Genomic DNA, 23,591 nt, shown 5'->3' with positions numbered 1-23,591 from the left:
TTGTCTGCACCATCCCTAGCGGCGCGCATGAGACGGAGCGAACGGTGGTCGCTGTGAGTCGCGTCGCGGTTCTCGGTGGCGGCGTCGCCGGATTGAGTGCCGCGCACGAGCTCGCGACGCGGGGCGTGGACGTGACCGTGTACGAGGCGCGCGACCGGTTCGGCGGGAAGGCGCGGTCGTTCCCGGGGCCGACCGACGGTGCGGCGTTGCCCGCCGAGCACGGCTTCCGGTTCTTCCCGGGGTTCTACCGCCATCTCACCGAGACGATGACGCGCATCCCGGACGGCGACGGCGGATCGGTCGCCGACCACCTCGTCGCCGTCCCCGAGATGCGGCAGGCACTCGTCGGCGGTGGGCGGACCGTCCCCACGAGTGCGCCCACGACGCTCGCGGGGTGGCGCGAGCGCGTCGCCGACCTCTTCGGCGGCCAGGACGTGCCCGCGGACGAGACCGCGTTCTTCACCGGCCGCCTCCTCCAGTTGTTGACGTCGAGCGAGGACCGCTGGGAGGCGTACGACGACGTCCCCTGGTGGGAGTTCGTGCGCGCGGAGGAGATGAGCGAAGCGTACCGCACGCACCTCGCGTACGGTATCACGCAGACGCTCGTCGCGATGCGACCCGAGCGAGCGAGCACGCGGACCATCGGCCGCATCTACCTCCAGCTCCTCCAGGACATCTTCGCGCCCGACCGGGACGCCGACCGCATCCTCGACGGGCCGACGAGCGACGTCTGGATCGACCCGTGGGTCGCGTTCCTCGAACGCCAGGGCGTCGAGTTCCGACCGTCGACGCCGGTCCGAGCGCTCGAGAGCGACGGCGAACGCGTCACGGGCGTCCGCGTCGCGGGCGCCGACGACGACCGCCGCGTCGCGTTCGACCAGTACGTGCTCGCGGTCCCGCTCGGGGTCGCACGGCGACTGCGGACGGACGCGCTCGACGCGGCCGCGCCGTCGCTCCGCGGACTCGACGACCTCGACACCGCGTGGATGAACGGCGTCCAGTTCTACCTCTCCCGCGACGTGAGCCCGGCCGGCGGGCACGTCGCGCTCCTGGATTCACCGTGGGCGCTCACCGCCATCAGTCAGCGCGAGTTCTGGACGGACTACGACTTCGACGCGCACCCGTCCGTCGACGGCGTGCTCTCGGTCGCCATCTCGAACTTCGACGCGCCCGGTCCGGACGGTCGATCGGCGCGCGAACACTCGCGGGAGGACCTCGCCGACGCGGTCTGGCGGATGGTCCGCGACCACGTCCCCGAGCTCGGCGACGACGACCTCGTGGACTCGCAGGTCGACCCGGCGCTCTCGTGGGACGCGGACGCCGGGGAACTCCGGAACGCCGACCCGTTGCTCATCAACACCGTCGGGTCGCGCCGCAACCGACCGGACGCCGAGACGACGTGCGCGAACCTCGCGCTCGCCGCGGACTACGTCCGCACGCACTCGGACCTGGCGAGCATGGAGAACGCGAACGAGGCCGGTCGGCGGGCGGCGAACGTCGTCCTCGATCGGCTCGACGTCCGCTCTGCGCGCGCGGGCGTCTGGCCGTTCGACTGGCCCGAGTTCGTCGAACCGCTCCGTGCACAGGACGAACTCGCAACCCAGTTCGGCCTCCCGCATCTCGGCCAGGGCAGCGACGTCGTCTGGTCGGGGTACCGGCGGCTCACGAACGGGCTCCGGTGAACGTCGAGAACGAGCGCGAGCGCGACGATTACGCCGCCGGCGTTACTTGAAGCGGAACGTCTCCAGGTTCTTCGGGGCGAACGTCCGCATGTTGAAGTCGTGGTAGAGCGACGACGACAGGTCCTGCACGCTGGATTCGTCGCCGTGCACGCACAGCACCTTCTCCGGGCGCGGGTTCATCGTGCGCACGAAGTTCTCGAGGCCCTGGCGGTCGGCGTGCCCGGAGAACCCGTCGACGGTCTCGACGTGCATCTGCATCGTCATCGTGTTCCCGCGGCCGCCGTCGCGACTCACGGGGATCTCGTCCCAGCCGTTCTGGATGCGGCGACCGAGCGTCCCCTGTGCCTGGTAGCCGACGAACGTGAGCGTGGACTCCTCCTCGGGGCCGAGGTGGCGGAGCCAGGACATGATGGGGCCGCCGGTGACCATCCCGCTCGTGGAGAGGATGATGCACGGGCCGCCGTCGGCGACCTCCTGGCGTTCCTCCTCGCCGCCGTCGATGTGGTTGAACTGGTCGGCGAGGAACGGGTTCTCGTCGTCGTGGAAGATGCGGTCGCGGAGCTCGTCCCGGAGGTACTCGGGGTACGTGGTGTGGATCGCGGTCGCTTCCCACATCATCCCGTCGAGGTGCACGGGCATCTCGGGGATGTCGCCCTCGCGCATCGCCTCCTCGAGGACGAGCATGAGTTCCTGGCTGCGGCCCACGGCGAACGCGGGGATGAGGACCTTCCCGCCGCGGTCGTGGGCCGTGTTGATGACCTCCTTGAGCTTGCGTTCGGAGTCCTCCTGGTCCGTCTGGTAGTCGTTCCGACCGCCGTACGTTGATTCGAGGACGAGCGTCTCGACGCGCGGGAAGTCGTTCACCGCGCCGTTGAACAGGCGCGTGTCGCTGTAGTGGATGTCGCCGGAGAACGCGACGTTGTACAGGCCGTCGCCGATGTGGAAGTGACTGACTGCGCTCCCGAGGATGTGCCCGGCGTTGTGGAACGTGAGCTTGACGTCCGGCGCGATGTCGGTGACGTCGCCGTACTCCAGGGGGATGCAGTGCTTGATGGCTTCGCGGACCTGCTCGGATTCGTACGGCGGTGCACGCCCCTCCTTCGCGGCGACGTCGAGGTAGTCGAGCGTCAGCAGACCCATCAGGTCGCGCGTCGGCTCCGTGCAGTAGATGGGGCCGTCGTAACCGTACTTGAAGAGCAGTGGGATGAACGCGGAGTGGTCGAGGTGCGCGTGCGTGAGGACGACCGCGTCGAGCGAGTTCGCGCCCGAACCCAGGGCTTCGGGGACCTGGAGGTAGGGGACTTCGCCTTCGGCGCCGGGTTTGTCACCGCAGTCGATGAGGATGCGCGTCTCGGGCGTCGACAGGATGAAGCTCGCGCGACCGACCTCGCGACAGCATCCGAGCGTCGTGATGCGAACCCACTCGTCGTCTTGCATCTCCTCGCGATGGATCTGGCGGCCGACCTTCTCCAGGATGTCGCGACGTTCGTCGCGCTCCTGCTTGAGGAAGCTCCGGACGTTCGACACCGTCGACGATTCGATGGGGGGCGTGCGGACGACTTCGGGCGTCCACCCGACCTCCTGCGTAATCTCGCGGAGCGTCGACCCGTGGCGGCCGATGACCATCCCGGGTTTCTGGGCTTCGATGACGACCTCGCCCGTGTCGGCGTGGAAGTCGAGGTCGGTGACGCCCGCGTCCTCGGGGATGACGTCCATTATTTTCTCCCGTGCCTCGTCGGGGTGACTGAGGACGTCCGGGTCGGGGCGGACGGTGATGCGCTTGCGGAGTTTCGAGGCGAGTTGTCGGATGAGGTCGCCCTGTTGGGCGAACTTCTTCGGGTCGCGCGTGTACACGACCAGTTCCGGGCCCTCGTACTTCACGTCGGAGACGGTGATGTCGTCGGGTATCTCGCTCGTGATCTCTGCCTTCAGGTCGTCGAGTTGTCGGTCTACTGAACTCATGAGTGCTGCAGATGTGGGGTCCAGCGAGCGCGAACGCGTGTTCGTGCTCGCAGGGGGTCCCTGGACGCGCCGCGGGGCTGGTCGTCGCCGTCGCGGCGACGGCGATGGACGCGCGAGCGGAACGTGGACTGTCGATTACAGCAGTAGTTCATCGGTTAGTGTGCCCCGGGCCGGCTGACCGCTCGTACGGTTCGTCGCCCACTGGGGGGAGTCCAGGGAGAACCCGCTTACTCGTCGATTAATCCGCGGAATTATAAAAGCCTTCGCAAACTTGAGGCGCTCTCGTACGGTACCGACAGGTATGGACGTCACGCCGGCGATGGTCGAGTGCGAGTACGAGTGGGTGCGCGAACGCGGGGACGTCGTGGTCCCGCTCGTCAACGCGGTCCGCGGGAACCTCGGGGACGTGTTCGGTATCGACGTCGACCCCGTGACTGCCAGACAGTACCGGGTGGTCGTGGACGAGACGTTCGCGGACGGCGACCGCGCGGTGAACGTCGCTGCGCTCGTCGCGCTCCTCCGGGACCTCGACGTCGACGGCGACTATCCGGGATTCGTCGTCGACGAGGTCCTCGGGCGCGAGCTCGCGGGCACGGTCGCGGGCTCGCAGCCATTGCGGACGCTCGGCGAGGCGACGTTCCACTACGCGGACGTCCACACGCACGGCGAGGACGACGAGGGCGCGGGCGTGGACGACCTGGACGCCGCACTCGCGGCCGGCGTCCAGGAGCGGATCCCCGGCTGGGGGTGGACCGAGGAGCCGAGTCCGTTCGCGGTCGCGGACGCGGTCGAACGCGTGGACCGGTAGCCGGACCCGTTCCGGTCCTTTCGCGGTGAAACCGGCGTTGCGGTCTCGACAAAGCACTTACCGGTCGTGGCCGATGGTCGACGCATGAGACGTGCTTCTCGTCGCCGGGTCCTCGTGAGCACGATTCCGGCGGTCGCCGCGACGGCGGGCTGCCTCGATTCCACCGTCGGGGATGGTCGCGACGACAGCACTGGAACGGAGTCGACGACCATCGAGACGACGACCGACGACGCCGGCAACGGCGACGGCGACAACGACGACGCCGACGAGGGCGACGGGGACGCGAGCCAGTACGACGTCGACGGCCGGTCGGTCGAACTGGTGTCTGCGCGGACGTCGCGCGCCATCGTCACGCTCCTCGCCGGCACGCACCCGAGCGTCAGCGCCGACGCGGACCGCCAGTACGTCGTCGTCGAACTCGACGTCTCCGGGGAGGACGCGCAGGCGGCCGCCGAGACCGCCTGCGAGCTGCGCGTCGACGACGACGCCATCGAACCGATGTCCGAGACGGTCCAGCCGTTCACCGACGGCGTCCACCTCGCGTTCGCGCTCGCGCTCGACGTCGACCCCGGCGAGGTGTCGCTCGCGTGGCGCGGTGCGGCCGAGACCCTCACGTTCACGCTCCCGGCGTCCATCGCGGCGTCGCTCGCCGCCCCGCCGGCGTTCGAGGTGCGGTCGTTCGACGTCCCCGGAACGACCGACGGTGACGAGGTCTCCGTATCGTTCACGGTCGCGAACGTCGGGGAGAGCGACGGCGAGTTCCTCGCCGAACTCGGGACGCGCGCGGTCTCCGACCAGGGCGAACTCCGCGTCGAGGTGCCTGCCGGTGAGACGAAGACCGTGACCCGGTCCGTCGGGCTCGTGCCGAGTGCGGGCGAGCAGACGATACTCCTCGACTGGGGGTCGGACAGCCTGGAACGAACCGTCGCGGCGCCGACGACGACCGAGTGACTTAGTGGGTCGGGGCCGACGTTCCGACCGTGACCGACGACGCGACCGAGTCGGGGGGTCGTGGTCGAGTGTTCGACACGTACGTGGCGGCGCTCCAGCACGACCTCGCGGACGTCGGGGACGCGACGCGCGTTGGCGTCGTCAGGCGGCCGACGAGCTGGTTCTCCGCGAGCGTCGACGAGAACGACCGCGCGCTCGCACCGGTCGAGGGGCTGCTGGACGAGACGAAACGGCTGCAGGAGGACTTCGAGATGCGAGGCGTCTGCGAGGAGGAAGCGCACAACGAGGCGTGGCTGGAGGTCGACTTCGCGGAGCGGTATCGCGCGCATCTGGCGTCGGACGCGGACGCTGCCGTTGCACTGGACGCGCTCGCGGAGCGCGTCCGCGACGGCGAGGACGTCGCGCTCGTCTGCTTCGAGAACACCGACAAGAAGCGCTGTCACCGGACCATCCTCCGCGACGTCCTCGAAGCGCGGCTCGACGGCGACTGACGCGACCGTCGATGCGGCCGTGCGGGATACAGTCGCGTTCGCGTCCGAACGCTTGATTGTCCCCGCGCGCTCACGGTCCGGTATGGAAGAGGGGTCGACCGCGAGCGGCGAACCAGTCGAGCGCGACGGTGATGGGGACGGAATCTGGACCGAGCACGCTGACGTCGACGTCGCCGATGGCGTCCCGAGTGCGGCGTTCGCGAGCGAGCGCGACGACGCGACCATCTGCTATCCGCTCCGCGGCACGTTGCCGCTCGCGGCCGACGACGAACTCCTCATGATACGGAAGCGCCGCGGGCTCGGCGCGGACCTCTACAACGGCCCCGGCGGGAAGGTCGAACCGGGCGAGACGACGCGCGAGGCCGCGGCGCGCGAGACGAGAGAGGAGACGGGCGTCGCGGTCGCGGACCTCGACAAGCGCGGCGAGTTCGACTTCTACTTCGGCCGCGAGCACGTGTTCTGCTGTCACGTCTACGTCGCGTGCTCGGTGTCCGGCGAACCGGAGGAGACGCCGGAGGCGTCCCCCGAGTGGCGCGCTCGCGAGGACGTCCCCTACGACGAGATGTGGGAGGACGACGAACTGTGGCTCCCACACGTGCTCGACGGCGACACCATCCGCGGCGCGTTCTACTTCGACGCGGACGGCGACGAGATGCTCGAACACGACGTCGCCGTCGGCGTCGACCTCGACGACGACGCCTGAACGCCTCGTCCCGCGTCGGGCGAGGCGTCGCCGCGGCCCGGCACCCTTCAATGGCCTTATGGTCGCGGTGGGCGTCGGTCAGTGCAATGAGTGGCGAGCAGGAACTCGGTGTGACGGAGAGCAAGAACCACAACACGGGCGAGTGGTACGCGGAGGTCGTCCAGAAGGCGAAGCTCGCGGACTACGCGCCGATGGGTGGCTTCATCGTCACCCGACCGCGCGGGTACGAGCTCTGGGAGCGCCTCCAGAACCACCTCGACGGCTGGTTCAAGGAGACGGGCGCGCGGAACGCGTACTTCCCCGTGCTCATCCCGGAGTCGTTCCTCGAGCGCGAGGCCGACATCGTCGAAGGGTTCGATCCGGAGGTCGCGTGGGTGACCCACGGCGGCTACGAGGAACTCGAGGAGCGGCTCGCGGTTCGGCCGACGAGTGAGTCCATCATCACGCCGTTCATGAGCGAGTGGACGCGCAGTCACCGCGACCTCCCGATGCGGCTCAACCAGTGGTGTTCGGTCATCCGGTGGGAGGCGACGGAGACGAAGCCGTTCTTCCGGACGAAGGAGTTCCTCTGGCAGGAGGGCCACACGGCGCACGCGACCGAGGACGGCGCGCTCGACGAGGTCATGATGCGGCTCGGCCAGTACGAGCGCCTCTACGAGGACGTGCTCGCCATCCCGGTGCTGCGCGGGAAGAAGCCCGAGCACGACAAGTTCCCGGGCGCGGACATGACGACGACCGTCGAGGCGCTGATGCCCGACGGGAAGTCCGTGCAGGGTGGGACGAGTCACGCGCTCGGGCAGTCGTTCGCGGAGGCGTACGACGTGACGTACACGGACGAGGACGAGGAGGAGCGGACGGCGTGGACGACGTCGTGGGGGCTGTCGTGGCGCGCGCTCGGCGCGCTCATCATGACCCACAGCGACGACCAGGGGCTCGTGCTGCCGCCGGCGGTGGCGCCCGAGCAGGTCGTCGTCGTCCCCATCTGGCAGGAGGACACGAAGGACGACGTCCTCCAGTACGCGACCGAGGTCGCGGCGGAACTCGAGGACGCGGGCGACGTCCGCGTGCATCTCGACGACCGCGACCAGCGCAACCCCGGGTTCAAGTTCAACGAGTGGGAGCTCAAGGGCGTCCCGCTCCGCATCGAGATCGGCCCGAACGAGGTCGAGGACGAGGTCGTCACCGCGGTCCGTCGGTCGGACAACGAGAACACGAAGCGCGAGCTCGACCGGACCGAGCTCGTCGACGAGGTCGACGACCAGCTCGACACCGTGTTCGACGAGCTGTACGCGAAGGCCGCCGAGAACCTCGTGGAGAACGTCCGAACGGCGAACGAACCGACGGAGATCATGGGCACCATCGGCCAGCACGGCGGGTTCGTGAAGACGCCGTGGTGCGGCGACGAGGCGTGCGAGGAGGTCATCAAGGAGAAGGTCGCGGCGGAGATCGCGATGCTCCCCCTGGAGGACGGTGAGGCGCCGGAGGCCGCCGTCGAAGGTGGCGAGGCGGTCGAGGTCGAGGGCGACGAGTGCACGATGTGCGGCGAGGACGCGACCGAGGTCGCGTACTTCGCGAAGACGTACTGAGGCGTCGCACGACGGGCGAACGCGTCACGCGCGCCGTGCGTCCGCGACCCGTCGACGGGTCGCGGCCGTGGTCGAGTTTCGAGTGCCGAATCTGCCGATACGCTCTTGTCGGAGCGGCCGAAAGTGTCGAACGATTACTGGTTCGTCCTTCATGTTCGACGATGCGACGTCCTCCGTACTGGAGTCGTTCCCCGGGGCCGTGTTCGTGGTGACGCGCGACGGCCGCGTCTCCATGGGGAACGACCGGTGTTCGGTCCTGTTCGGCCGGGACTTCGACGACCTCGTCGGCGATCATCTCCGCGACCTCGTCGAGGACGGGTTGCTGGCGAACCGGACGTTCGAGGCGTACCAGGACGCGGCGGCGTCGCTGTCGGCGGCGTCCGCGTCCGAGGTGACGTTCGAGGCGCGCGCTCGACGCGCCGGCGAGGGGTCGTGGTACCTCTACGAGGCGACGGTGACGCCGTTCCGGCGGGACGGGGAGACGCGCGGGTTCGTCTGGTCGTTGACGGACCTGGGGACGAGCGAGCGGTACGACGAGACCGTCGAGGCGCTGCACGACGCGACCCGCGGGTTGATGGCGGCGGATTCGCCCGCGGAGGCGTACGAGCTCTGCGGGGAAGCGGCGAACGACGTGCTCGGGTTCCCGGGGACTGCCGTCCGCGAGTACGACGCCGACGAGGAGGTGCTGCGGCACGTGACGTTCGGGGGGCGCGTCGACGACATCGATTCCCGGCCGCCGTACCTGGTGGACGATTCGCCCCACGGGCGTGCGTTCCGGAACCGGACGACGGTCGTCGACGAGATCGGGCCGAACGACCCGTACGACCGGGACGCGTTCGCGTTCGCGATGTACGTCCCGATCGGCGAGTTCGGCGTGCTGTCGCTCGGGAAGTTCGGCGACCAGTTCGACGATTCCGACCGGCGGTTCGCGGAGATCCTCGCCGAGAACACGGCGGCGGCGATCAAGCAGGCGCGTCAGCGCGCGCAACTGCACGAGCAGCGGGAGGCGTTGGAGCGCCAGAACGAGCGGCTCGACGAGTTCGCGAGCGTGGTCGCGCACGACTTGCGGAATCCGTTGAGTCTCGGCCGTGGGTCGTTCGAGCTGTACAAGGAGACGGGTGACTCGGAGACGGCCGCGGACGTGGAGTACGCGTTCGAGCGCATGGAGTCGATCATCGACGAGGTGTTGACGCTCGCTCGCGAGGGCGAGGACGTGGACGAGACGACGGACGTGGACGTTGGGTCGGTCGCGCGGGAGGCGTGGGCGAGCATGAGTGCGTCCACGTCCTCGCTCGTGGTTCGGGAGCCGGGCGTGGTGGCGGCGGACCGCGACCGGCTCCTGCAGGTGTTCGAGAACCTGTTCCGGAACGCGCAGGAGCACGCGATGCCCGAGAGCGAGGTTGATGGGGCGGTGTCGGGCGAGACGGACGGTGGGGAGGCGGGCGTGACGGTGGTGGTGGATGCGCTCGCGGACGGTGACGGGTTCTTCGTCTCGGACGACGGCGTCGGCATCCCGCCTGACGAGCGCGAGAAGGTGTTCGAGGCGGGGTACTCGACGAGCGACGACGGGACGGGTCTCGGGCTCGGTATCGTCTCTCGGATCGCGCGAGCGCACGGCTGGGAGCCGGTGGTCGCGACGAGCGAGCAGGGCGGGGCGCGCTTCGAGTTCCACGTGGACTGACGCGGGTCGCGGTCGGTGGCGGTGCGTCGCGTCCGGTGGGCCTGTGCTCGCCCGAGAACGTTCCGCTTCTACTGGCTCTGAAATAATGCATTTCTCGACCGTTCGTCCAGGATTTACCGAACCTGGTTTGCGAACGTGTGGCGCACTCCAGAACCCCTTCGTGTATGGGAATCGCCGCCGAATCCCTTATATCTCCTAGTGGGGGATTAAGAGACCCTTAGTGATTCAGGAATAGCCTCTTGTAGGTGCTCGTGTGAGGGCATGCCATGACTCAGCCACACGACCAGCCCGGAGACCCCGGACTGGACGACGGGACGGACTCCCAGCGAACGAGCGGGCTCGCTGACCCTGCCGATGCGCGTGCGAACTGCGGGGTCGGCGTCGTCATGGACTTCGACGCCGAACCCAGTCACGACGTCGTCAGCGACGGCCTCGACCTGCTCGTGAACCTCGAACATCGCGGCACCACCGGCGCGGAACCCGACACCGGCGACGGTGCCGGCGTCCTCCTCCGTCGGCCGGACGCGTTCTTCGACGCCGTCCTCGACGCGACCCTCCCCGACGTGTACGCCGTCGGGTCGCTGTACTTCCCGCAGGACGACGCCGCACGCGAGGCACTCCAGGGCCTCGTCGCCGAGGAACTGGGCGCTCGCGGCGTCGACGTTCTCGAATGGCGGGACGTCCCGACCGACGCGAGCGACCTCGGCGCGACCGCTCGCGAGGCGGAACCCGACGTCTGGCAGGTCGCGGTCGCGCCCGCCGACGGCCAGGACAGAGCGGCCTTCGACACCGACCTCTTCGTCGCCCGGAAGCGCATCGAGCACCGGGTCGACGGCGTCGCCGAAGCCGACGACGCGCCCGACTTCTCTCATCCCGACGTCGACGACGCGGACGCCGAGCGGTTCTACGTGTGCTCGCTCGACCGACAGACGCTCGTCTACAAGGGCTTGCTGAAGGGCGAACAGGTCCGGTCGTACTACGAGGACCTCACCGACGAACGCATCCGGTCGACGTTCGTGATGGTGCACGAGCGCTTCTCGACGAACACGCTCGGCGCGTGGCACCTCGCACACCCGTACCGGAACATCATCCACAACGGCGAGTTCAACACGCTCCGCGGGAACGTCAACTGGATGCGCGCTCGCGAGACCGAGATGGAAGCGGAGGCGTTCGACGTCGCCGACGTCCGCCCGGTCATCGACGACCCCGAGCAATCCGACACCGCGAGCATCGACAACACGCTCGAACTCCTGCTCGAATCCGGCCGCGACCTCCCGCACGCGCTCCGCACGCTGGTACCGGAAGCGTGGCGGGGCGACGACGCGATGTCGCCCGAACGCCGCGAGTTCTACGACTACCACGCGAGCCTCGTCGAACCGTGGGACGGCCCCGCGCTCGTCGCCGCGACCGACGGCGAACGCGTCGGCGCGGTCCTCGACCGGAACGGGCTCCGGCCGTGCCGGTACGACGTCACGACCGACGGCCGGCTCGTGATGGCGAGCGAGGCGGGCGCGCTCGACGTCGACGAGAGCGAGGTCGAGGAACGCGGCCGTCTCGAACCCGGGCAGTGCTTCGTCGCCGACCCCGAGCAGGGCGTGCTCACCGACGACGAGGTGTTCGACGACCTCACCGACTCGAAGTACGGCGAGTGGGTCGCCGACGAACAGGTCGCGCTCGAGGACGTCACCGACGACGACGCCGAGGCGGACGTAGCGGGCGGTGTGGACGTCGAGGACGAACGCGAGGTCGACGCCGACGGCCACGGCATCGTGGACGCGGTCGACGACCTCCGCGCGCAGCAGGCCGCGTTCGGGTACACGCACGACGAGATCGACAACCTCGTCGAGCCGATGAGTCAGAAAGGCAAGGACCCCGTCGGGTCGATGGGCGACGACACGCCGCTGTCGGTGCTCTCGGACCACGACCGCCCGCTCGCGTCGTACTTCAAGCAGCTGTTCGCGCAGGTGACGAACCCGCCGCTCGACTACATCCGCGAGGAGCGCGTCACGAGCCTGGAGACCCGGATGGGGTTCCAGCGGAACCTCCTCGACGAGACGCCCGCGCACGCCCGTCAACTCGTCGCGGACTCGCCGGTGCTCTCGCTCTCCGAGGTCGACGCCATACGCGCGCTCGACGGTGACGCGGCCGCGAACGGGCTCGAGTCGGCCGTGGTCGACACGACGTACGACCCCGACGACGCGACGCTCGAGGACGCCGTCGAGGCGGTCCGCGAGGACGCGCTCGCGGCCATCGAGGACGGCGCTGACGTCGTCGTGCTCTCGGACCGCGCGAGCGGCCCGGAGCGCGCCGCCGTGCCGAGCCTCCTCGCGACCGGCGGCGTCCACCACCACCTCGTCCGCACCGGCGCGCGGAATCGTGCGGGCCTGGTCGTCGACTCCGCGGACCCCCGTACCGTCCACCAGCACGCGACGCTCGTCGGGTACGGCGCGGACGCGGTCTGCCCGTACCTCGCGTACGAGACGCTCGCGGACCTGACCGCGGGGAGCGACGGCGCGAACACCGCGAGAGCGTGCGCGGCGTACCGCGAGGCGCTCGAAGGCGGGCTCCTGAAGATCATGGCGAAGATGGGTATCTCCACGGTGGAGTCCTACCAGGGCGCGCAGGTGTTCGAGGCGGTCGGGCTCGCGCCCGCGTTCGTCGACGAATACTTCGAGGGCACCGAGAACCGCACGGGCGGTATCGGCGTCGACGAGGTCGGCGCGGACGTCGCGAAGCGCCACGCGTTCGCGTTCGGCGACGACCCCGAGCTCGAGCGCCAGGGCGAGTTCGAGCACCGCAACGGCGGCCGCCGGCACTCCTGGAACCCCGAGACGGTCGGCGCGCTCCAGCGCTCCGTGCGTACCGGGGACTACGAGGAGTACCGGAACTTCGCGAGCGCGACGAACGACACGCCCGACGAGGCGGCCCCGGAGACGCTCCGGGGCCTGCTCGACTTCGACGCGGACTCGCGGGAGTCCATCCCCATCGAGGACGTGGAGCCAGTGCACGAGATCGTCGAGCGGTTCTCGACGGCCGCGATGAGCCTCGGGAGCCTCAGTCCGGAGGCGCACGAGAACAACGCGGTGGCGATGAACCGCATCGGCGGGAAGGCGAACACGGGCGAGGGCGGGGAGCCGCCCGAGCGGTTCGACACGGAGAAGGAATGCAACGTCAAGCAGGTCGCGTCCGGTCGGTTCGGCGTCACCTCCACCTACCTCTCGAACGCCGACGAGATCCAGATCAAGATGGCGCAGGGGTCCAAGCCCGGGGAGGGCGGCCACCTGCCGGGTGAGAAGGTGAACGAGATGATCGCGCACGTCCGGAAGTCGACGCCGGGCGTCGGCCTCATCTCGCCGCCGCCGCTGCACGACATCTACAGCATCGAGGACCTGAAGCAGCTCATCCACGACCTGAAGGCGGCGAGCCCCGAGGCGGACATCAACGTGAAGCTCGTCTCCGAGGCGGGCATCGGGACGGTCGCCGCTGGGGTGGCGAAGGCGAACGCGGACGTCGTCCACATCAGCGGGCACTCCGGCGGGACCGGCGCGAGTCCGAAGACGAGCATCAAGCACGCGGGCCTGCCGTGGGAGCTCGGGCTCGCCGAGGCCGTCCAGACGCTGCGGCGGACGGGGCTCCGCGACCGCATCCGCGTCACCGTCGACGGCGGCATGAAGACCGGGCGCGACGTCGCGGTCGCCGCGCTCCTCGGTGGCGAGGAGTACGTGTTCGGGACGGCGAGCCTCGTCTCCTCTGGGTGCGTGATGGCGCGCCAGTGTCACAAGAACACCTGTCCCGTGGGCGTCGCGACCCAGCGCGAGGACCTCCGGAAGCGCTTCCCGGGCGAGCCCGAGCACGTCATCAACTACATGACGTTCCTCGCGCAGGACCTCCGCGAGTACATGGCCGAACTCGGGTTCGAGACGGTCGAGGACATGATCGGGCGCGTCGACTGCCTCGAACAGCGCGAGGTCGCCCACGAGCGTGCGAGCAAGCTCGACCTCTCGGGCGTCCTCGCGGAGGTCGGCGACGGCCCGCACACGAAGGTCCGCGAGCAGACGCACGAGGTCGACGCGCAACTCGACTGGGCGATCTTGGAGGACGCCGAGACGGCGATCGAGGACCGCCAGCCCGTCGGCGTCTCCACCACGATCTCGAACACCGACCGCGCGGTCGGCGCGACGCTCAGTCACGAGGTCACGAAGCGTCACGGCGAGGCCGGGCTACCCGCGGGCACCCTCACCGTGGACCTCGAGGGGACCGCGGGGCAGTCCTTCGGTGCGTTCCTCGCCGCGGGCGTCGCGCTCCACCTGCGCGGTGGCGCGAACGACTACGTCGGCAAGGGTCTCAGCGGCGGGCGCGTCGTCGTCGACACGCCCGACCGCGCGGGCTTCGAGCCGACCGAGAACGTCGTCGCCGGGAACGTCGCGCTCTACGGCGCGACCGACGGCGAGGCGTACGTGAACGGGCGCGCCGGCGAGCGGTTCGCGGTCAGGAACTCCGGCGCGCACGCGGTCGTCGAGGGCGTCGGCGACCACGGCTGCGAGTACATGACCGGCGGCGTCGTCGCCGTCCTCGGCGACACGGGCGCGAACTTCGCCGCCGGGATGAGCGGCGGGCTCGCGTACGTCCTCGACGAGAGCGCGTTCTTCGACGACGTCGACGCCCACGGGCCCGCGTTCGAGGACCGCGTCAACGAGGGGATGGTGCACGTCGAGCACGACCTCGACGAGCGCGACGCGACCGTCCTCCGGCGGCTCGTCGAGAACCACCACGCGTACACCGGGAGCGAGCGCGCCGCCGCGCTCCTCGAGAACTGGGAGGCCGCGCTCGCCGCGTTCGCGAAGGTCCTCCCCGACGCGTACGAGAAGGTCCTCAACGAACGCGAGGGCTTCGACGTCCGCGACTCGCCGCCGGCGAGCGCGACCGCCGACAACGCCGGGAGCGCACAGGGCTACGCGAGCAGCGACGACTGACTGCGGTCAGTCCCAGTGGTTGCCTGCGACGTCGTCGCGCCCCCGGCGGTCGTCGCGTCCGTTCTCGTCGTTGCGCTCCCTTCGGTCGTCGTCGCGGTCGCCGCGGTCGCGTCGACCGCCACCGAAGGTATCCCGGCTCGCGCGGTCCTGGGCCTCGTTCCAGGACGACGTCTGGCCGGGGTCGGGGTCCTCGGCCTTCACGAACCAGTAGAGCGCGAGCGGCAGGACGAAGGCGAACACGACGAACAGGAACGCGAAGCCGACGGCGGCCATCTACCCGAAGAAGATGTCCGCGAGGTCGCTGCCGCTCCGGCGGTCCGACCGGTAGAGCTCGGAGTACCCGCAGTTCGCGCACGAGATGACCTCGAAGTTCTTCGACTGGATGTCGAACATCTTCGAGAGACCGCCGCCGGTGGTCGAGATACTGTCCGTGATGGCGTCCGTGTGCCCGCACTTCGGGCAGCCGCTGTCTGTGGAGGGCGACATATCCCGACCGACGTCTCGATTACTTGAGTATTTTTCGTCGGCGGAACTGGCTGGCGCCTTTCGTCGGCGGAACTGGCTGGCGCCTTTCGTCGGCGGAACTGGCTGGCGCCTTTCGTCGGCGGAACTGGCTGGCGCCTTTCGTCGGCGGAACTGGCTGGTGCCTTTCGTCGGCGGAACGGGCTGGTACCGCGAACGCCACGCTCTTTTCGGCTCGTCGAGTCGCTACTGGCATGGACAGCGCATTCGTCATCGGTGGGACGCGATTCATCGGGCGACACCTCGTCGAGGACCTGCTCGCACACGACTACGAGGTCACGATCTTCAACCGCGGGAACCACGAGAACCCGTTCGCGGACGACGACCGCGTCACGCACGTCGAGGGTGACCGCACGGACGACGCGGACCTCGCGAGCGCGGCACGGGAGAGCGCGTACGACGCCGTCTTCGACATGGTCGCGTACCAGCCCCGGGCGGTCCGGACCGCGACGCGGGTGTTCGACGACGCCGACGCGTACGTGTACGTCTCCTCGGGCGCCGCGTACGGCGCGGAGGAGATACCGAAGCGCGAGGGCGCGCTCCAGGGGCGCGACGAGGCGACCGCGCTGGCGTCGTGCACGGGCGACCAGGCGGTCGACGACAGCCACGAGACGTACGGGAACCGGAAAGCGGAGGGCGACCGTGCGGTGTTCGCCGCCGCCGAGGAACGCGGCCTGCGCGCGATGGCGGTCCGCCCGTGCATCGTGTACGGGCCCGACGACTACACCGAACGCCTGGACTTCTGGATCGACCGCGTCGCCGAGTACGACCGCGTCGTCGTCCCCGGCGACGGGACGAACGTCTGGCATCGCGCGTACGTCGAGGATGTCGCGAGCGCGCTCCGCGTCGTCGCCGAGAACGGCGCTGCGGGCGAAGCGTACAACGTCGGCGACCGCCGGCTCGTGACGCTCGAGGAGATGATCGACCTCATCGCGGACTGTCTCGGCGACGCCGCGGACGCCCCCGCGAGCGCGCCCGACGACGCCGGCGACGTCGAGGTCGTGCACGCGAGCGAACGCGAGCTCTCCATCGCGGACCTCTCCGCGGACGACTACGTCCTCTACCGGGACTACCCGCACGTCCTCGACACCGAGAAGCTCGCCGCGCTCGGCTGGGAGGCGACGCCGCTGCGGGAGGCGATGCAGCGAAGCGTCGACGACCACCTCGCGACCGACCGCGACGGCAGCGACCACGACCCCGGCCGCGACGCCGAGACCGCCGTCCTCGACGTCCTCGACACGCTGTAGGCCGTCGCACGAACCCCCTCTCACGAACCCCCTCCCCCTTCGGTCCGGCTTCACCACCAGACGGCGTAGAGCACGAGGAAGGTCGCGTACGCGCCGGCGGTCGCCAGGACGGGGACGACGTTCTGCATCGCGAGCACGCGACCGGTCGTCTCGGGGTCGAAGAGGTCCGCGGCCGAGGGGATGTCCTCGGCCGACTCCTCGCCGATTTCGGGCGGCTCCTCGTCGGGGTCGTCCGCGGCGAGCGCGCCGACGGACACCGCCGGCGACTCCTCGCCCTGGACGGCACCGGACACGGTCGCGGTCCGGGTGGCGCGCCCCCAGCCGAGGCCGACGATGGACGTGGTCGCGATGATGACGAACGACGCCGGGATGCCGATCGCGGAGAGGCCGACGACGATCGTCGAGGAGACGACCGCGACGATGATGGCGGCGGTCAGCGGGAGGTCGGTGATGTCGTTCCCGAGCGTGTCGAGCGTCCGGCGTGCGATGGTGAACGCGCCGACCGCGACCGCGACGCCACCGAGGACGATCATCGCGTCCAGGTCGACGCCCGCGCCGACGAGCGGTGCGATGGCGTTCGCGATGTTCGACGTCCCGGAGGAGAACCCCATCAGGCACCCGATGGCGACGACGACGACGCCGCCGGTGAGTTCGCGCCGCGTCGTGTTCGGGCCGGCGGCCGGCCGCGGGATCAGGCCGTCGCGGTTCACCTCGAACAGCGACCCGGGCGTGCTCTCGATGGCGACCCAGGCGTCGATGCGCGGGTACCAGTACCGGCCGATGACTGCGGACGTCCAGAAGCCGATGACGGGCGCGACGATCCACCAGACCGCGATCTCGCCCATCACCGTCCAGTCGAGCGCGCCGCTGGCGACGCCCAGGCCCGCGATGGCGCCGACGGCCGTCATCGACGTGGACGCGGGCACGCCGAAGTAGTTCCCGACGAACAACGCGCCGCCGATGAAGAACAGGACGACGATGCTGGACTCGATCGTGAACACGCCCGGGTCGGTGACGAGCTCGGACCCGAGCGTCGCGACGACGCGTCGTCCGAGCGTCCACGCGCCGACGAAGAAGAACCCCGACATGAGGGCGGCCGCGACGGTCTTCGAGATGGCGTTCGCGCCGACGGCGGGGCCGAACGCTGGCCCCGTCGTCGACCCGCCGATGTTGAACCCGACGAACAGCGCGACTGCGATGCCGACGAGAAGGAGCACTTCGACCATACCGGGGAAAGCGGCGCGAACGCAATAAGTGAGTGCGTCGCGGGTGCGCGGCGACCGTCGGCGACCTGAACTCAGCGACAGCGGTCGTCGCCGGTGACGTTCCCGCTGTGACGGGCTGCGGTCGCTCGCAGGTCCGCCGCGACGCGCTCGTGGTGGAACTCGCAGGATTCGACCGCGCAGCCGACGGCGTCCGCGTCAGCGCTCCCCACGGGGACCTCGTGAACGGTCGCCCGCATCGCGCACGCCGAGTCGATGTCGTCGGGACCGTCGACGTCCGCGCCCACCGCGAACCCGACCTCGTACGCGACAGCCGGGTCGTGCCCGCACTCGGGCGCACCCGCCGCGTCGTCGCTCGAAGCGTCCGGCATCGTCACCCACGGAAGAGGTTCATCACTTCGTCGGCGACCTGGCCCTCGACCGCGACGACGTACGTGTGCCCGGGCTGGAGGACGGTGTCCGCGCTCGCGACCGTGTCGCCGTCCTCGTCGCTGACGACGAGACTCCCGTGGGGGAGCGACACCTTCGAGAGCGTCTTCCCCGCGACCGGCGCGCCCTCGGCGACGCGGAGCTCGTACACCTCCAGGTCGCCCGACAGTCCCGTGAGCGCACCGAAGTCCTCCTCGATGGCGGTCACCGCGACGCGGCCGCCGGCGCGCTCCGGGAACACCACCTGGTCGGCGTACGGCGCGAACTCCTCGACGTCCGGGTACGTCGACCGGAGTATCGTCCGCGTCGACGGGTCGATTCGCTTCGCGGTCGTGCACACCGCGACGTTCGTCCCCATCGTGTCCGTGAGCGCCGCGACGACGTCCGCGCGCTCGACGTCCGCTTGCGCGAGCACGCTCGGTCGCGTCGCGTCGCCCTCTATCGCCGTCGCGACGTACGCCGCCTCCAGCTCCGCGAGTTGTTTCGGGTCTCGCTCCACCACCACGAGGTCGTGCCCGTGGTCGTCGAGTTGCTTGATCGCGCGGAGCGCGACCGGGCCACTCCCAACGACGACCACCCGCAGCGGTCCGTTCGTCATCGTTCACCCCTCGACTCGCCATCGCCTTCACGTTCCGGGTCGGTTCCCGTCTCCTCGGAATCACGCGACCCACGCACGTCACCCTGGTCGTAGCCGGCAGCGTCCCGCGTCGCGAGCTCGGCGTTCGCGTCGACGTGGTCGAGCGACCGATGCGCGGTGGCGTCGCCCGACGTCGTCCCGCTCATCCCGCTTCCGACGTCGTCGCCCGCGACGTCGGCCTCCCCACCGGTGTCGACGTCGATCCCCTCGCTCGCGCCGCCGGCGGGGTCGCGCCGCAGGCCGACGCGACCGAGTGCGAGGTACGCGACCCCGCCGAGGACGAGCCATCCGAACGCGAGCGCCGCCGTCGTGGGGTCCGCCGTGACGAGATAGTACCCGAGGACGAGGTTCCCGAGGATGCCCGCGACCGCCGGCAGCGGATACGCCGGCATCTCGTAGGGGCGACGCATGTCGGGGCGCTCCCGGCGGAGCTTGATGACGCTCGCGTTCACGACGACGAACGACAGCAGGAAGAACAGGCTCGACAGCGACCCGACCTGGCGGATCGGGACGAACGTGACGGAGACGAGCATCACGACCGCGCTCGCCACCACCGCGATGAGTGGCGTCCCGAAGCGATGATGGATGCGGCCGATTCCCGCGGGCAACAACCGGTCGCGTCCCATCGCGAACGCCACCCGGCTGGACGCGAGCACGACCGCGTTCAGTGCCGACACCGTCGAGAACACCGCACCGAACGCGATGACCGAGGCCCCGTTCTGGAGTATCGGGATGTCCGCCGGCATGAATCCCTTCGCCGCCTCCGCGATCCCGCGCTCCCCGGCGCCGGCGAGTCCACCCGCGCCGAGCGTCCCGATGGCGACGAGAACGACGACGAGGTAGATGACGATGGTCGCCGCGAGCGACAGGAAGATCGCTCGCGGGATGTTCTTCCGCGGGTTCTTCACCTCCTCGGTGACGGTCGCGATGAGGTCGTACCCCTCGAACGCGATGAACGTCAACCCCATCGCGGGCAGGATCGCGTTCACCGTCCCGTTCGTGAAGAACGGCTCGAACTCCGAGAGGTCGACGGCGTTCGCGCCGTACGCGGAGAACACGACGAGGATGATGATCTTGATGATGGTCACGACGGTCTCCGCACCGCCGCTGGCGGCGGTCGATACCGCGTTCAGGACGACGAGGAACCCGACGAGCCCGACCGCGTACAGCACCTTCCAGGTGATGGGGCCGGCGAGCGCGCCCGAGGGCAGTCCTTCCCAGTAGAAGTGCACGAACTCGAGGAAGTTCCCCGCGAACCCGAGCGCGTAGAGCGCGCCGGCGATCATGTACGCGAACCAGAGCATCCACCCCATCTGGAACGCTATCGAGTCCCTGAACACCTCCTCGACGAACGCGTACCCGCCGCCGCTCTTCGGGATGGCGGACGCGAGCTCCGCGTACGACAGTGCGGTGAACGACGTGACGACACCGTTCAGTCCGAACACGAGGATGGCGGCTGGCCCCGCGATGTCCGCGGCCAGTCCCGTGAGAACGAAGATGCCCGCGCCGATCATCGCACCCATCCCCACCATCGTCGCGTCGAGCAACCCGAGGCTCGCCGACGGCGACCGCCCTTCGTGCTGTGCCATTCGTCACTCGCGTACACGACCATCCGCCTTAATGTCTGGTCCCGACCCCATCGCGTGGGAACTCGTACCCGTTGCTATCCGACTGGCGTCGTCCCTGCGGGACGCGTCGAGGCGAAAGGTTTCTCCGCGCTAAGGGCGACGATGCGGGTATGTTCGACAAGTCGACGTGGATTCGACTCCCGCGGAACGTCGTCGTCGGTCACGACGTGCTCTCCCAGACCGTCGAGGTCGTCGATGACATCCACCTGACTGGGCGACCGCTCATCGTCACGAGCCCGACGCCGCGCGAGGTCGCCGCCGCGCCCATCGTCGCGCAGTACGAGGAACGCGGCATCGACCCGGAGGTCGTCACCGTCGAGAAGGCGCGCTTCGAGACCGTCGAGGCGGTCGCCGAAGCCGCGGGGAACGACGACATCGGGTACGTCGTCGGCGTCGGCGGCGGGAAACCGATCGACATCGCGAAGATGGCGAGCGACCACTGCGACAAGGGCTTCGTGAGCGTGCCGACGGCGGCGAGCCACGACGGTATCGTCTCCGGGCGCTCCTCGATCCCCGAGGGCGACACGCGCCATTCGGTCGCAGCGGACCCGCCGCTCGCGGTCGTCGCCGACACCGGCATCCTCGCGGACGCGCCGTGGGAGCTCACGACCGCGGGCTGTGCGGACATCATCTCGAACTACACCGCCGTGATGGACTGGCGGCTCGCGAACCGCCTCCAGGACGTCGAGTACAGCGAGTACGCCGCCGCGCTCTCGGAGATGACCGCGGAGATCCTCGTCGACAACGCCAGCATGGTCCGCCCCGGCCTCGAGGAGTCGGCGTGGGTCGTCACGAAGGCGCTGATGTCCTCGGGCGTCGCGATGAGTATCGCCGGGTCGTCGCGGCCCGCGTCCGGCGCCGAGCACCTGTTCAGTCACCAGCTCGACCGACTCACGCCGAACGCGGCACTCCACGGGCACCAGGTCGGCGTCGGCTCCATCATGACCGCGTACCTCCACGGCGGCGACCGCGGCATCTGGCGGGACATCCGCGACGCGCTCGCGGCCATCGACGCGCCCACGACCGCCGACGAACTCGGCATCGACCCCGACGTCGTCATCGAGTCGCTCACGACGTGCCACGCCATCCGCGACCGCTACACGATACTCGGCGACGGCATGAACGAGGACGCGGCGCGCGAGGTCGCGCGGAAGACCGGCGTCATCTGAGCGCGCTCGCGACGAGGGAGGAGGGAGAGCGGTCGAGGCGTCCGATTCTCGACTGCCTACCCGAGTTCCGCGTCCTTGAACCGCCAGTAGCCGACGGCGAGCGGGACGACGAGCCAGACGAGCAGGCTGGCGACCATGACCTCGGGCGCGAGGTACCACGCCTGGTCGTTGATCCGCTCCAGCGCGCTCGTCTTCGCCTCCGCACGGAGGTCGGTCGCGTACTGGTTCAGGTACATGCGCTGGGTCACGACCTGGAGGCCCTGCTGGTACGCCATCGCTGGCGAGATCGCGGCCTGGATGAACTGGAAGATGTCTCCCTCCAGCGCCATCCCGAGGAGGTCGTTCGTGACGTACCGGATGAGGCCCGGGATGGAGATGGAGGGGATGAGGTTGAACGGGATGGTGACGAAGTAGAACCCGACGGCGCCAGCCATCGCGCTCGACCGCGACCTCGTCATCGCGGAGATACCGACCGCGACCGAGACCATCACGAGCACGAGGAGCGCGGTGAACGCGAGCGTCGGCGCGAACAGCGCAAGTTGGGGGTCGGAGTACTGGGTGGCGGCGACGACGACGCCGATGACGAACACGAGCATCGTCGCGGCGAGCATCAACCCGCCGCGCGAGAGGAACTTCGCGAGCACGACCTCCTTGCGCGTGTTCGGGAGCCCGAGGAGGAAGTTGACGGTACCGCTCTCGCGCTCACCGGCGATGGCGAGGTAGCCGGCGACGAGCGCGATGAACGGCAGGAGGAACAGGCCGACCGAGGAGACGATACTGATGATACCGAACGAGTTGACGGTCTCGGAGACGAGCGTCGGGCCGACGAAGATGAGGAGCGCGATGATGCCGTAGAGACTGAACACGCCCCAGACGAGCTTCGACCGGCGCGCGTCGAGGAAGTCCCGGCGCGCGATCGCGGTGAGGTTCTCCATCAGGCGCTCACCTCCGCCTCCTGCTCGCGGTCGCTGCGGTCCACGCCGTCGCCGGACGTGTACTGGTTGAACAACTCCTCGAGGTCCGTCTCGTCGCTCACGATGTCCGTGACGGTCGTCTCCGCGTCGACGTGCTTCACGACGTCGACCTTCGCTCGCGGGTCGCTACACGTCACCTCGATGGCGTCACCGCGGCCGGTCGCGTGCTCGACGCCGTCGACCGCGGTGAGGTCGAGCGCGTCCACGGCCGGCATCGGGTCGACCTCGAGTTCGATGGTGGTCGCACCGCCGACGTCGTCCCGGAGGTTGTCGATGGTGTCGACCGCGGCCATCGAGCCCTCGCGCATGATGCCGACGCGGTCGCAGACCGCCTCGACCTGCGGGAGCTGGTGACTGGAGAAGAACACGGTCGTGCCGCGCTCGGCCTCCTCTCGGATGATGTCGCGCATCTCCTGGATACCCGTCGGGTCCAGGCCCGACGAGGGCTCGTCGAGCACGAGGAGGTCCGGGTCGTCGACGAGCGCCATCGCGAGCGCGAGCCGCTGGGTCATTCCCTTCGAGAACTCGCCAGCGCGGCGCTCCCACGCCTCCTCCTGGAGGTGGACGCGAGAGAGGAGGTCGCGAGGCGCGTCGGTTGCGTCCTTCGTCTCGATGGCGTACTCGACGTGCTCCATCGCGGTCAGGCGGTCGTACACGGAGAAGCCCTCGGGGAGGACGCCCGTGCGTTGCCGGATGGCGATGGGGTCGCGGTGCGTGTCGTACCCGAGGACCTCCGCGCGCCCTTCCGTCGGCCGGAGGAAGTCGAGGAGGACGTTGATGGTCGTCGACTTCCCGGCGCCGTTCGGGCCGAGGAACCCGAATATCTCGCCTTCCTCGACGTGGAGGTCGAGCGCGTCGACGGCCGTGAGGTCGCCGAACCGCTTCGTCAGGTTCTCTGTTCGTATGGCGGGGGCCATACGTCGCC

General features: G+C 69.5%; 19 protein-coding genes. 10 read left to right on the top strand and 9 right to left on the bottom strand.

The window, feature by feature from the left end; genetic code table 11:
- Positions 1 to 53 precede the first annotated feature (53 nt).
- Positions 54 to 1,682 (top strand): hydroxysqualene dehydroxylase, encoded by a 1,629-nt coding sequence (locus LI336_RS06235; RefSeq protein WP_227131959.1) that lies wholly within the window; start codon positions 54 to 56, stop codon positions 1,680 to 1,682.
- A gap of 42 nt (positions 1,683 to 1,724) precedes the next feature.
- On the opposite strand, the gene LI336_RS06230 is transcribed toward LI336_RS06235, so the two are convergent.
- Complete coding sequence (locus LI336_RS06230; RefSeq protein WP_227131957.1) at positions 1,725 to 3,644, bottom strand: beta-CASP ribonuclease aCPSF1; 1,920 nt, start codon at positions 3,642 to 3,644, stop codon at positions 1,725 to 1,727.
- A 301-nt stretch (positions 3,645 to 3,945) separates the two neighbouring features.
- Here LI336_RS06230 and LI336_RS06225 point away from each other — a divergent pair, with 301 nt between their 5' ends.
- The 7 genes from LI336_RS06225 to gltB all read left to right on the top strand — a co-directional run bounded on the left by LI336_RS06225 (position 3,946) and on the right by gltB (position 14,837).
- Positions 3,946 to 4,452, top strand: a complete 507-nt coding sequence (locus LI336_RS06225; protein WP_227131955.1) for a DUF7984 family protein — start codon at positions 3,946 to 3,948, stop codon at positions 4,450 to 4,452.
- Positions 4,453 to 4,536: 84 nt separating this feature from the next.
- Entirely contained in the window at positions 4,537 to 5,403 is an 867-nt protein-coding gene (locus LI336_RS06220; protein WP_227131952.1) for a hypothetical protein, read from the top strand.
- Positions 5,404 to 5,432: 29 nt separating this feature from the next.
- On the top strand, positions 5,433 to 5,894 hold the full coding sequence (locus LI336_RS20340; protein ID WP_227131950.1) for a DUF488 family protein, N3 subclade: 462 nt from the start codon (positions 5,433 to 5,435) through the stop codon (positions 5,892 to 5,894).
- A gap of 82 nt (positions 5,895 to 5,976) precedes the next feature.
- Positions 5,977 to 6,597, top strand: coding sequence for an 8-oxo-dGTP diphosphatase (locus LI336_RS06210; protein WP_227131948.1), 621 nt, complete (start codon positions 5,977 to 5,979; stop codon positions 6,595 to 6,597).
- Between the two features lie 86 nt (positions 6,598 to 6,683).
- Positions 6,684 to 8,183 carry a proline--tRNA ligase gene (gene proS, locus LI336_RS06205; protein WP_227131946.1) on the top strand — a complete coding sequence of 500 codons (1,500 nt, stop codon included), beginning with the start codon at positions 6,684 to 6,686 and terminating at the stop codon, positions 8,181 to 8,183.
- Between the two features lie 151 nt (positions 8,184 to 8,334).
- Positions 8,335 to 9,864, top strand: a complete 1,530-nt coding sequence (locus tag LI336_RS06200) for an ATP-binding protein (RefSeq protein WP_227131944.1) — start codon at positions 8,335 to 8,337, stop codon at positions 9,862 to 9,864.
- Between the two features lie 266 nt (positions 9,865 to 10,130).
- Positions 10,131 to 14,837 carry a glutamate synthase large subunit gene (gltB, locus tag LI336_RS06195; protein WP_227131942.1) on the top strand — a complete coding sequence of 1,569 codons (4,707 nt, stop codon included), beginning with the start codon at positions 10,131 to 10,133 and terminating at the stop codon, positions 14,835 to 14,837.
- Positions 14,838 to 14,843: 6 nt separating this feature from the next.
- On the opposite strand, the gene LI336_RS06190 is transcribed toward gltB, so the two are convergent.
- Together LI336_RS06190 and LI336_RS06185 are read right to left on the bottom strand one after the other, a co-directional pair.
- Entirely contained in the window at positions 14,844 to 15,110 is a 267-nt protein-coding gene (locus tag LI336_RS06190) for a DUF8143 family protein (protein ID WP_227131940.1), read from the bottom strand.
- Positions 15,111 to 15,323 (bottom strand): zinc ribbon domain-containing protein, encoded by a 213-nt coding sequence (locus tag LI336_RS06185; protein ID WP_227131938.1) that lies wholly within the window; start codon positions 15,321 to 15,323, stop codon positions 15,111 to 15,113. It abuts the gene before it with no gap.
- Between the two features lie 230 nt (positions 15,324 to 15,553).
- On the opposite strand from LI336_RS06185, the gene LI336_RS06180 reads away from it, so the two are divergent.
- Entirely contained in the window at positions 15,554 to 16,606 is a 1,053-nt protein-coding gene (locus LI336_RS06180) for an NAD-dependent epimerase/dehydratase family protein (protein ID WP_227131936.1), read from the top strand.
- Between the two features lie 50 nt (positions 16,607 to 16,656).
- Here LI336_RS06180 and LI336_RS06175 read toward each other — a convergent pair whose 3' ends face one another.
- From LI336_RS06175 to LI336_RS06160, 4 genes are all read right to left on the bottom strand, one after another.
- A complete protein-coding gene (locus LI336_RS06175) occupies positions 16,657 to 17,832 on the bottom strand; it encodes an inorganic phosphate transporter (protein ID WP_227131934.1) in 1,176 nt (391 codons plus the stop codon).
- A gap of 71 nt (positions 17,833 to 17,903) precedes the next feature.
- The gene (locus LI336_RS06170) at positions 17,904 to 18,200 is read right to left on the bottom strand and encodes a hypothetical protein (protein ID WP_227131932.1); all 297 of its coding nucleotides are present in this window, start codon (positions 18,198 to 18,200) and stop codon (positions 17,904 to 17,906) included.
- Between the two features lie 2 nt (positions 18,201 to 18,202).
- Positions 18,203 to 18,856: a potassium channel family protein gene (locus LI336_RS06165; protein WP_227131930.1), complete on the bottom strand. Its 654-nt coding sequence runs from the start codon at positions 18,854 to 18,856 to the stop codon at positions 18,203 to 18,205.
- On the bottom strand, positions 18,853 to 20,484 hold the full coding sequence (locus tag LI336_RS06160) for an APC family permease (protein WP_227131928.1): 1,632 nt from the start codon (positions 20,482 to 20,484) through the stop codon (positions 18,853 to 18,855). Before LI336_RS06160 ends, LI336_RS06165 begins: the two co-directional genes overlap by 4 nt.
- A gap of 149 nt (positions 20,485 to 20,633) precedes the next feature.
- Here LI336_RS06160 and LI336_RS06155 point away from each other — a divergent pair, with 149 nt between their 5' ends.
- Positions 20,634 to 21,692 (top strand): NAD(P)-dependent glycerol-1-phosphate dehydrogenase, encoded by a 1,059-nt coding sequence (locus tag LI336_RS06155; RefSeq protein WP_227131926.1) that lies wholly within the window; start codon positions 20,634 to 20,636, stop codon positions 21,690 to 21,692.
- A 56-nt stretch (positions 21,693 to 21,748) separates the two neighbouring features.
- On the opposite strand, the gene LI336_RS06150 is transcribed toward LI336_RS06155, so the two are convergent.
- Positions 21,749 to 22,627, bottom strand: coding sequence for an ABC transporter permease (locus LI336_RS06150; protein ID WP_227131923.1), 879 nt, complete (start codon positions 22,625 to 22,627; stop codon positions 21,749 to 21,751).
- Entirely contained in the window at positions 22,627 to 23,583 is a 957-nt protein-coding gene (locus LI336_RS06145) for an ABC transporter ATP-binding protein (RefSeq protein ID WP_227131922.1), read from the bottom strand. Before LI336_RS06145 ends, LI336_RS06150 begins: the two co-directional genes overlap by 1 nt.
- Positions 23,584 to 23,591: the final 8 nt, after the last annotated feature.

It is taken from the genome of Halorubellus salinus (assembly GCF_020567525.1).
Taxonomy (GTDB): Archaea; Halobacteriota; Halobacteria; order Halobacteriales; family Natrialbaceae; genus Halorubellus; species Halorubellus salinus.
Note: the sequence above shows the minus strand (reverse complement) of the source record. Positions and strands in the feature narration are given on the sequence as shown.

Coding starts and splice junctions, on each gene's coding strand:
- LI336_RS06225 (WP_227131955.1), top strand. CDS start 3,946: ATGGACGTCACGCCGGCGATGGTCGAGTGCGAGTACGAGTGGGTGCGC.
- gltB (WP_227131942.1), top strand. CDS start 10,131: ATGACTCAGCCACACGACCAGCCCGGAGACCCCGGACTGGACGACGGG.
- LI336_RS06230 (WP_227131957.1), bottom strand. CDS start 3,644: ATGAGTTCAGTAGACCGACAACTCGACGACCTGAAGGCAGAGATCACG.
- LI336_RS06160 (WP_227131928.1), bottom strand. CDS start 20,484: ATGGCACAGCACGAAGGGCGGTCGCCGTCGGCGAGCCTCGGGTTGCTC.
- LI336_RS06220 (WP_227131952.1), top strand. CDS start 4,537: ATGAGACGTGCTTCTCGTCGCCGGGTCCTCGTGAGCACGATTCCGGCG.
- LI336_RS06200 (WP_227131944.1), top strand. CDS start 8,335: ATGTTCGACGATGCGACGTCCTCCGTACTGGAGTCGTTCCCCGGGGCC.
- LI336_RS06210 (WP_227131948.1), top strand. CDS start 5,977: ATGGAAGAGGGGTCGACCGCGAGCGGCGAACCAGTCGAGCGCGACGGT.
- LI336_RS06170 (WP_227131932.1), bottom strand. CDS start 18,200: ATGCCGGACGCTTCGAGCGACGACGCGGCGGGTGCGCCCGAGTGCGGG.
- LI336_RS06190 (WP_227131940.1), bottom strand. CDS start 15,110: ATGGCCGCCGTCGGCTTCGCGTTCCTGTTCGTCGTGTTCGCCTTCGTC.
- LI336_RS06145 (WP_227131922.1), bottom strand. CDS start 23,583: ATGGCCCCCGCCATACGAACAGAGAACCTGACGAAGCGGTTCGGCGAC.
- proS (WP_227131946.1), top strand. CDS start 6,684: ATGAGTGGCGAGCAGGAACTCGGTGTGACGGAGAGCAAGAACCACAAC.
- LI336_RS06175 (WP_227131934.1), bottom strand. CDS start 17,832: ATGGTCGAAGTGCTCCTTCTCGTCGGCATCGCAGTCGCGCTGTTCGTC.
- LI336_RS06185 (WP_227131938.1), bottom strand. CDS start 15,323: ATGTCGCCCTCCACAGACAGCGGCTGCCCGAAGTGCGGGCACACGGAC.
- LI336_RS06180 (WP_227131936.1), top strand. CDS start 15,554: ATGGACAGCGCATTCGTCATCGGTGGGACGCGATTCATCGGGCGACAC.
- LI336_RS06165 (WP_227131930.1), bottom strand. CDS start 18,856: ATGACGAACGGACCGCTGCGGGTGGTCGTCGTTGGGAGTGGCCCGGTC.
- LI336_RS06155 (WP_227131926.1), top strand. CDS start 20,634: ATGTTCGACAAGTCGACGTGGATTCGACTCCCGCGGAACGTCGTCGTC.
- LI336_RS06150 (WP_227131923.1), bottom strand. CDS start 22,627: ATGGAGAACCTCACCGCGATCGCGCGCCGGGACTTCCTCGACGCGCGC.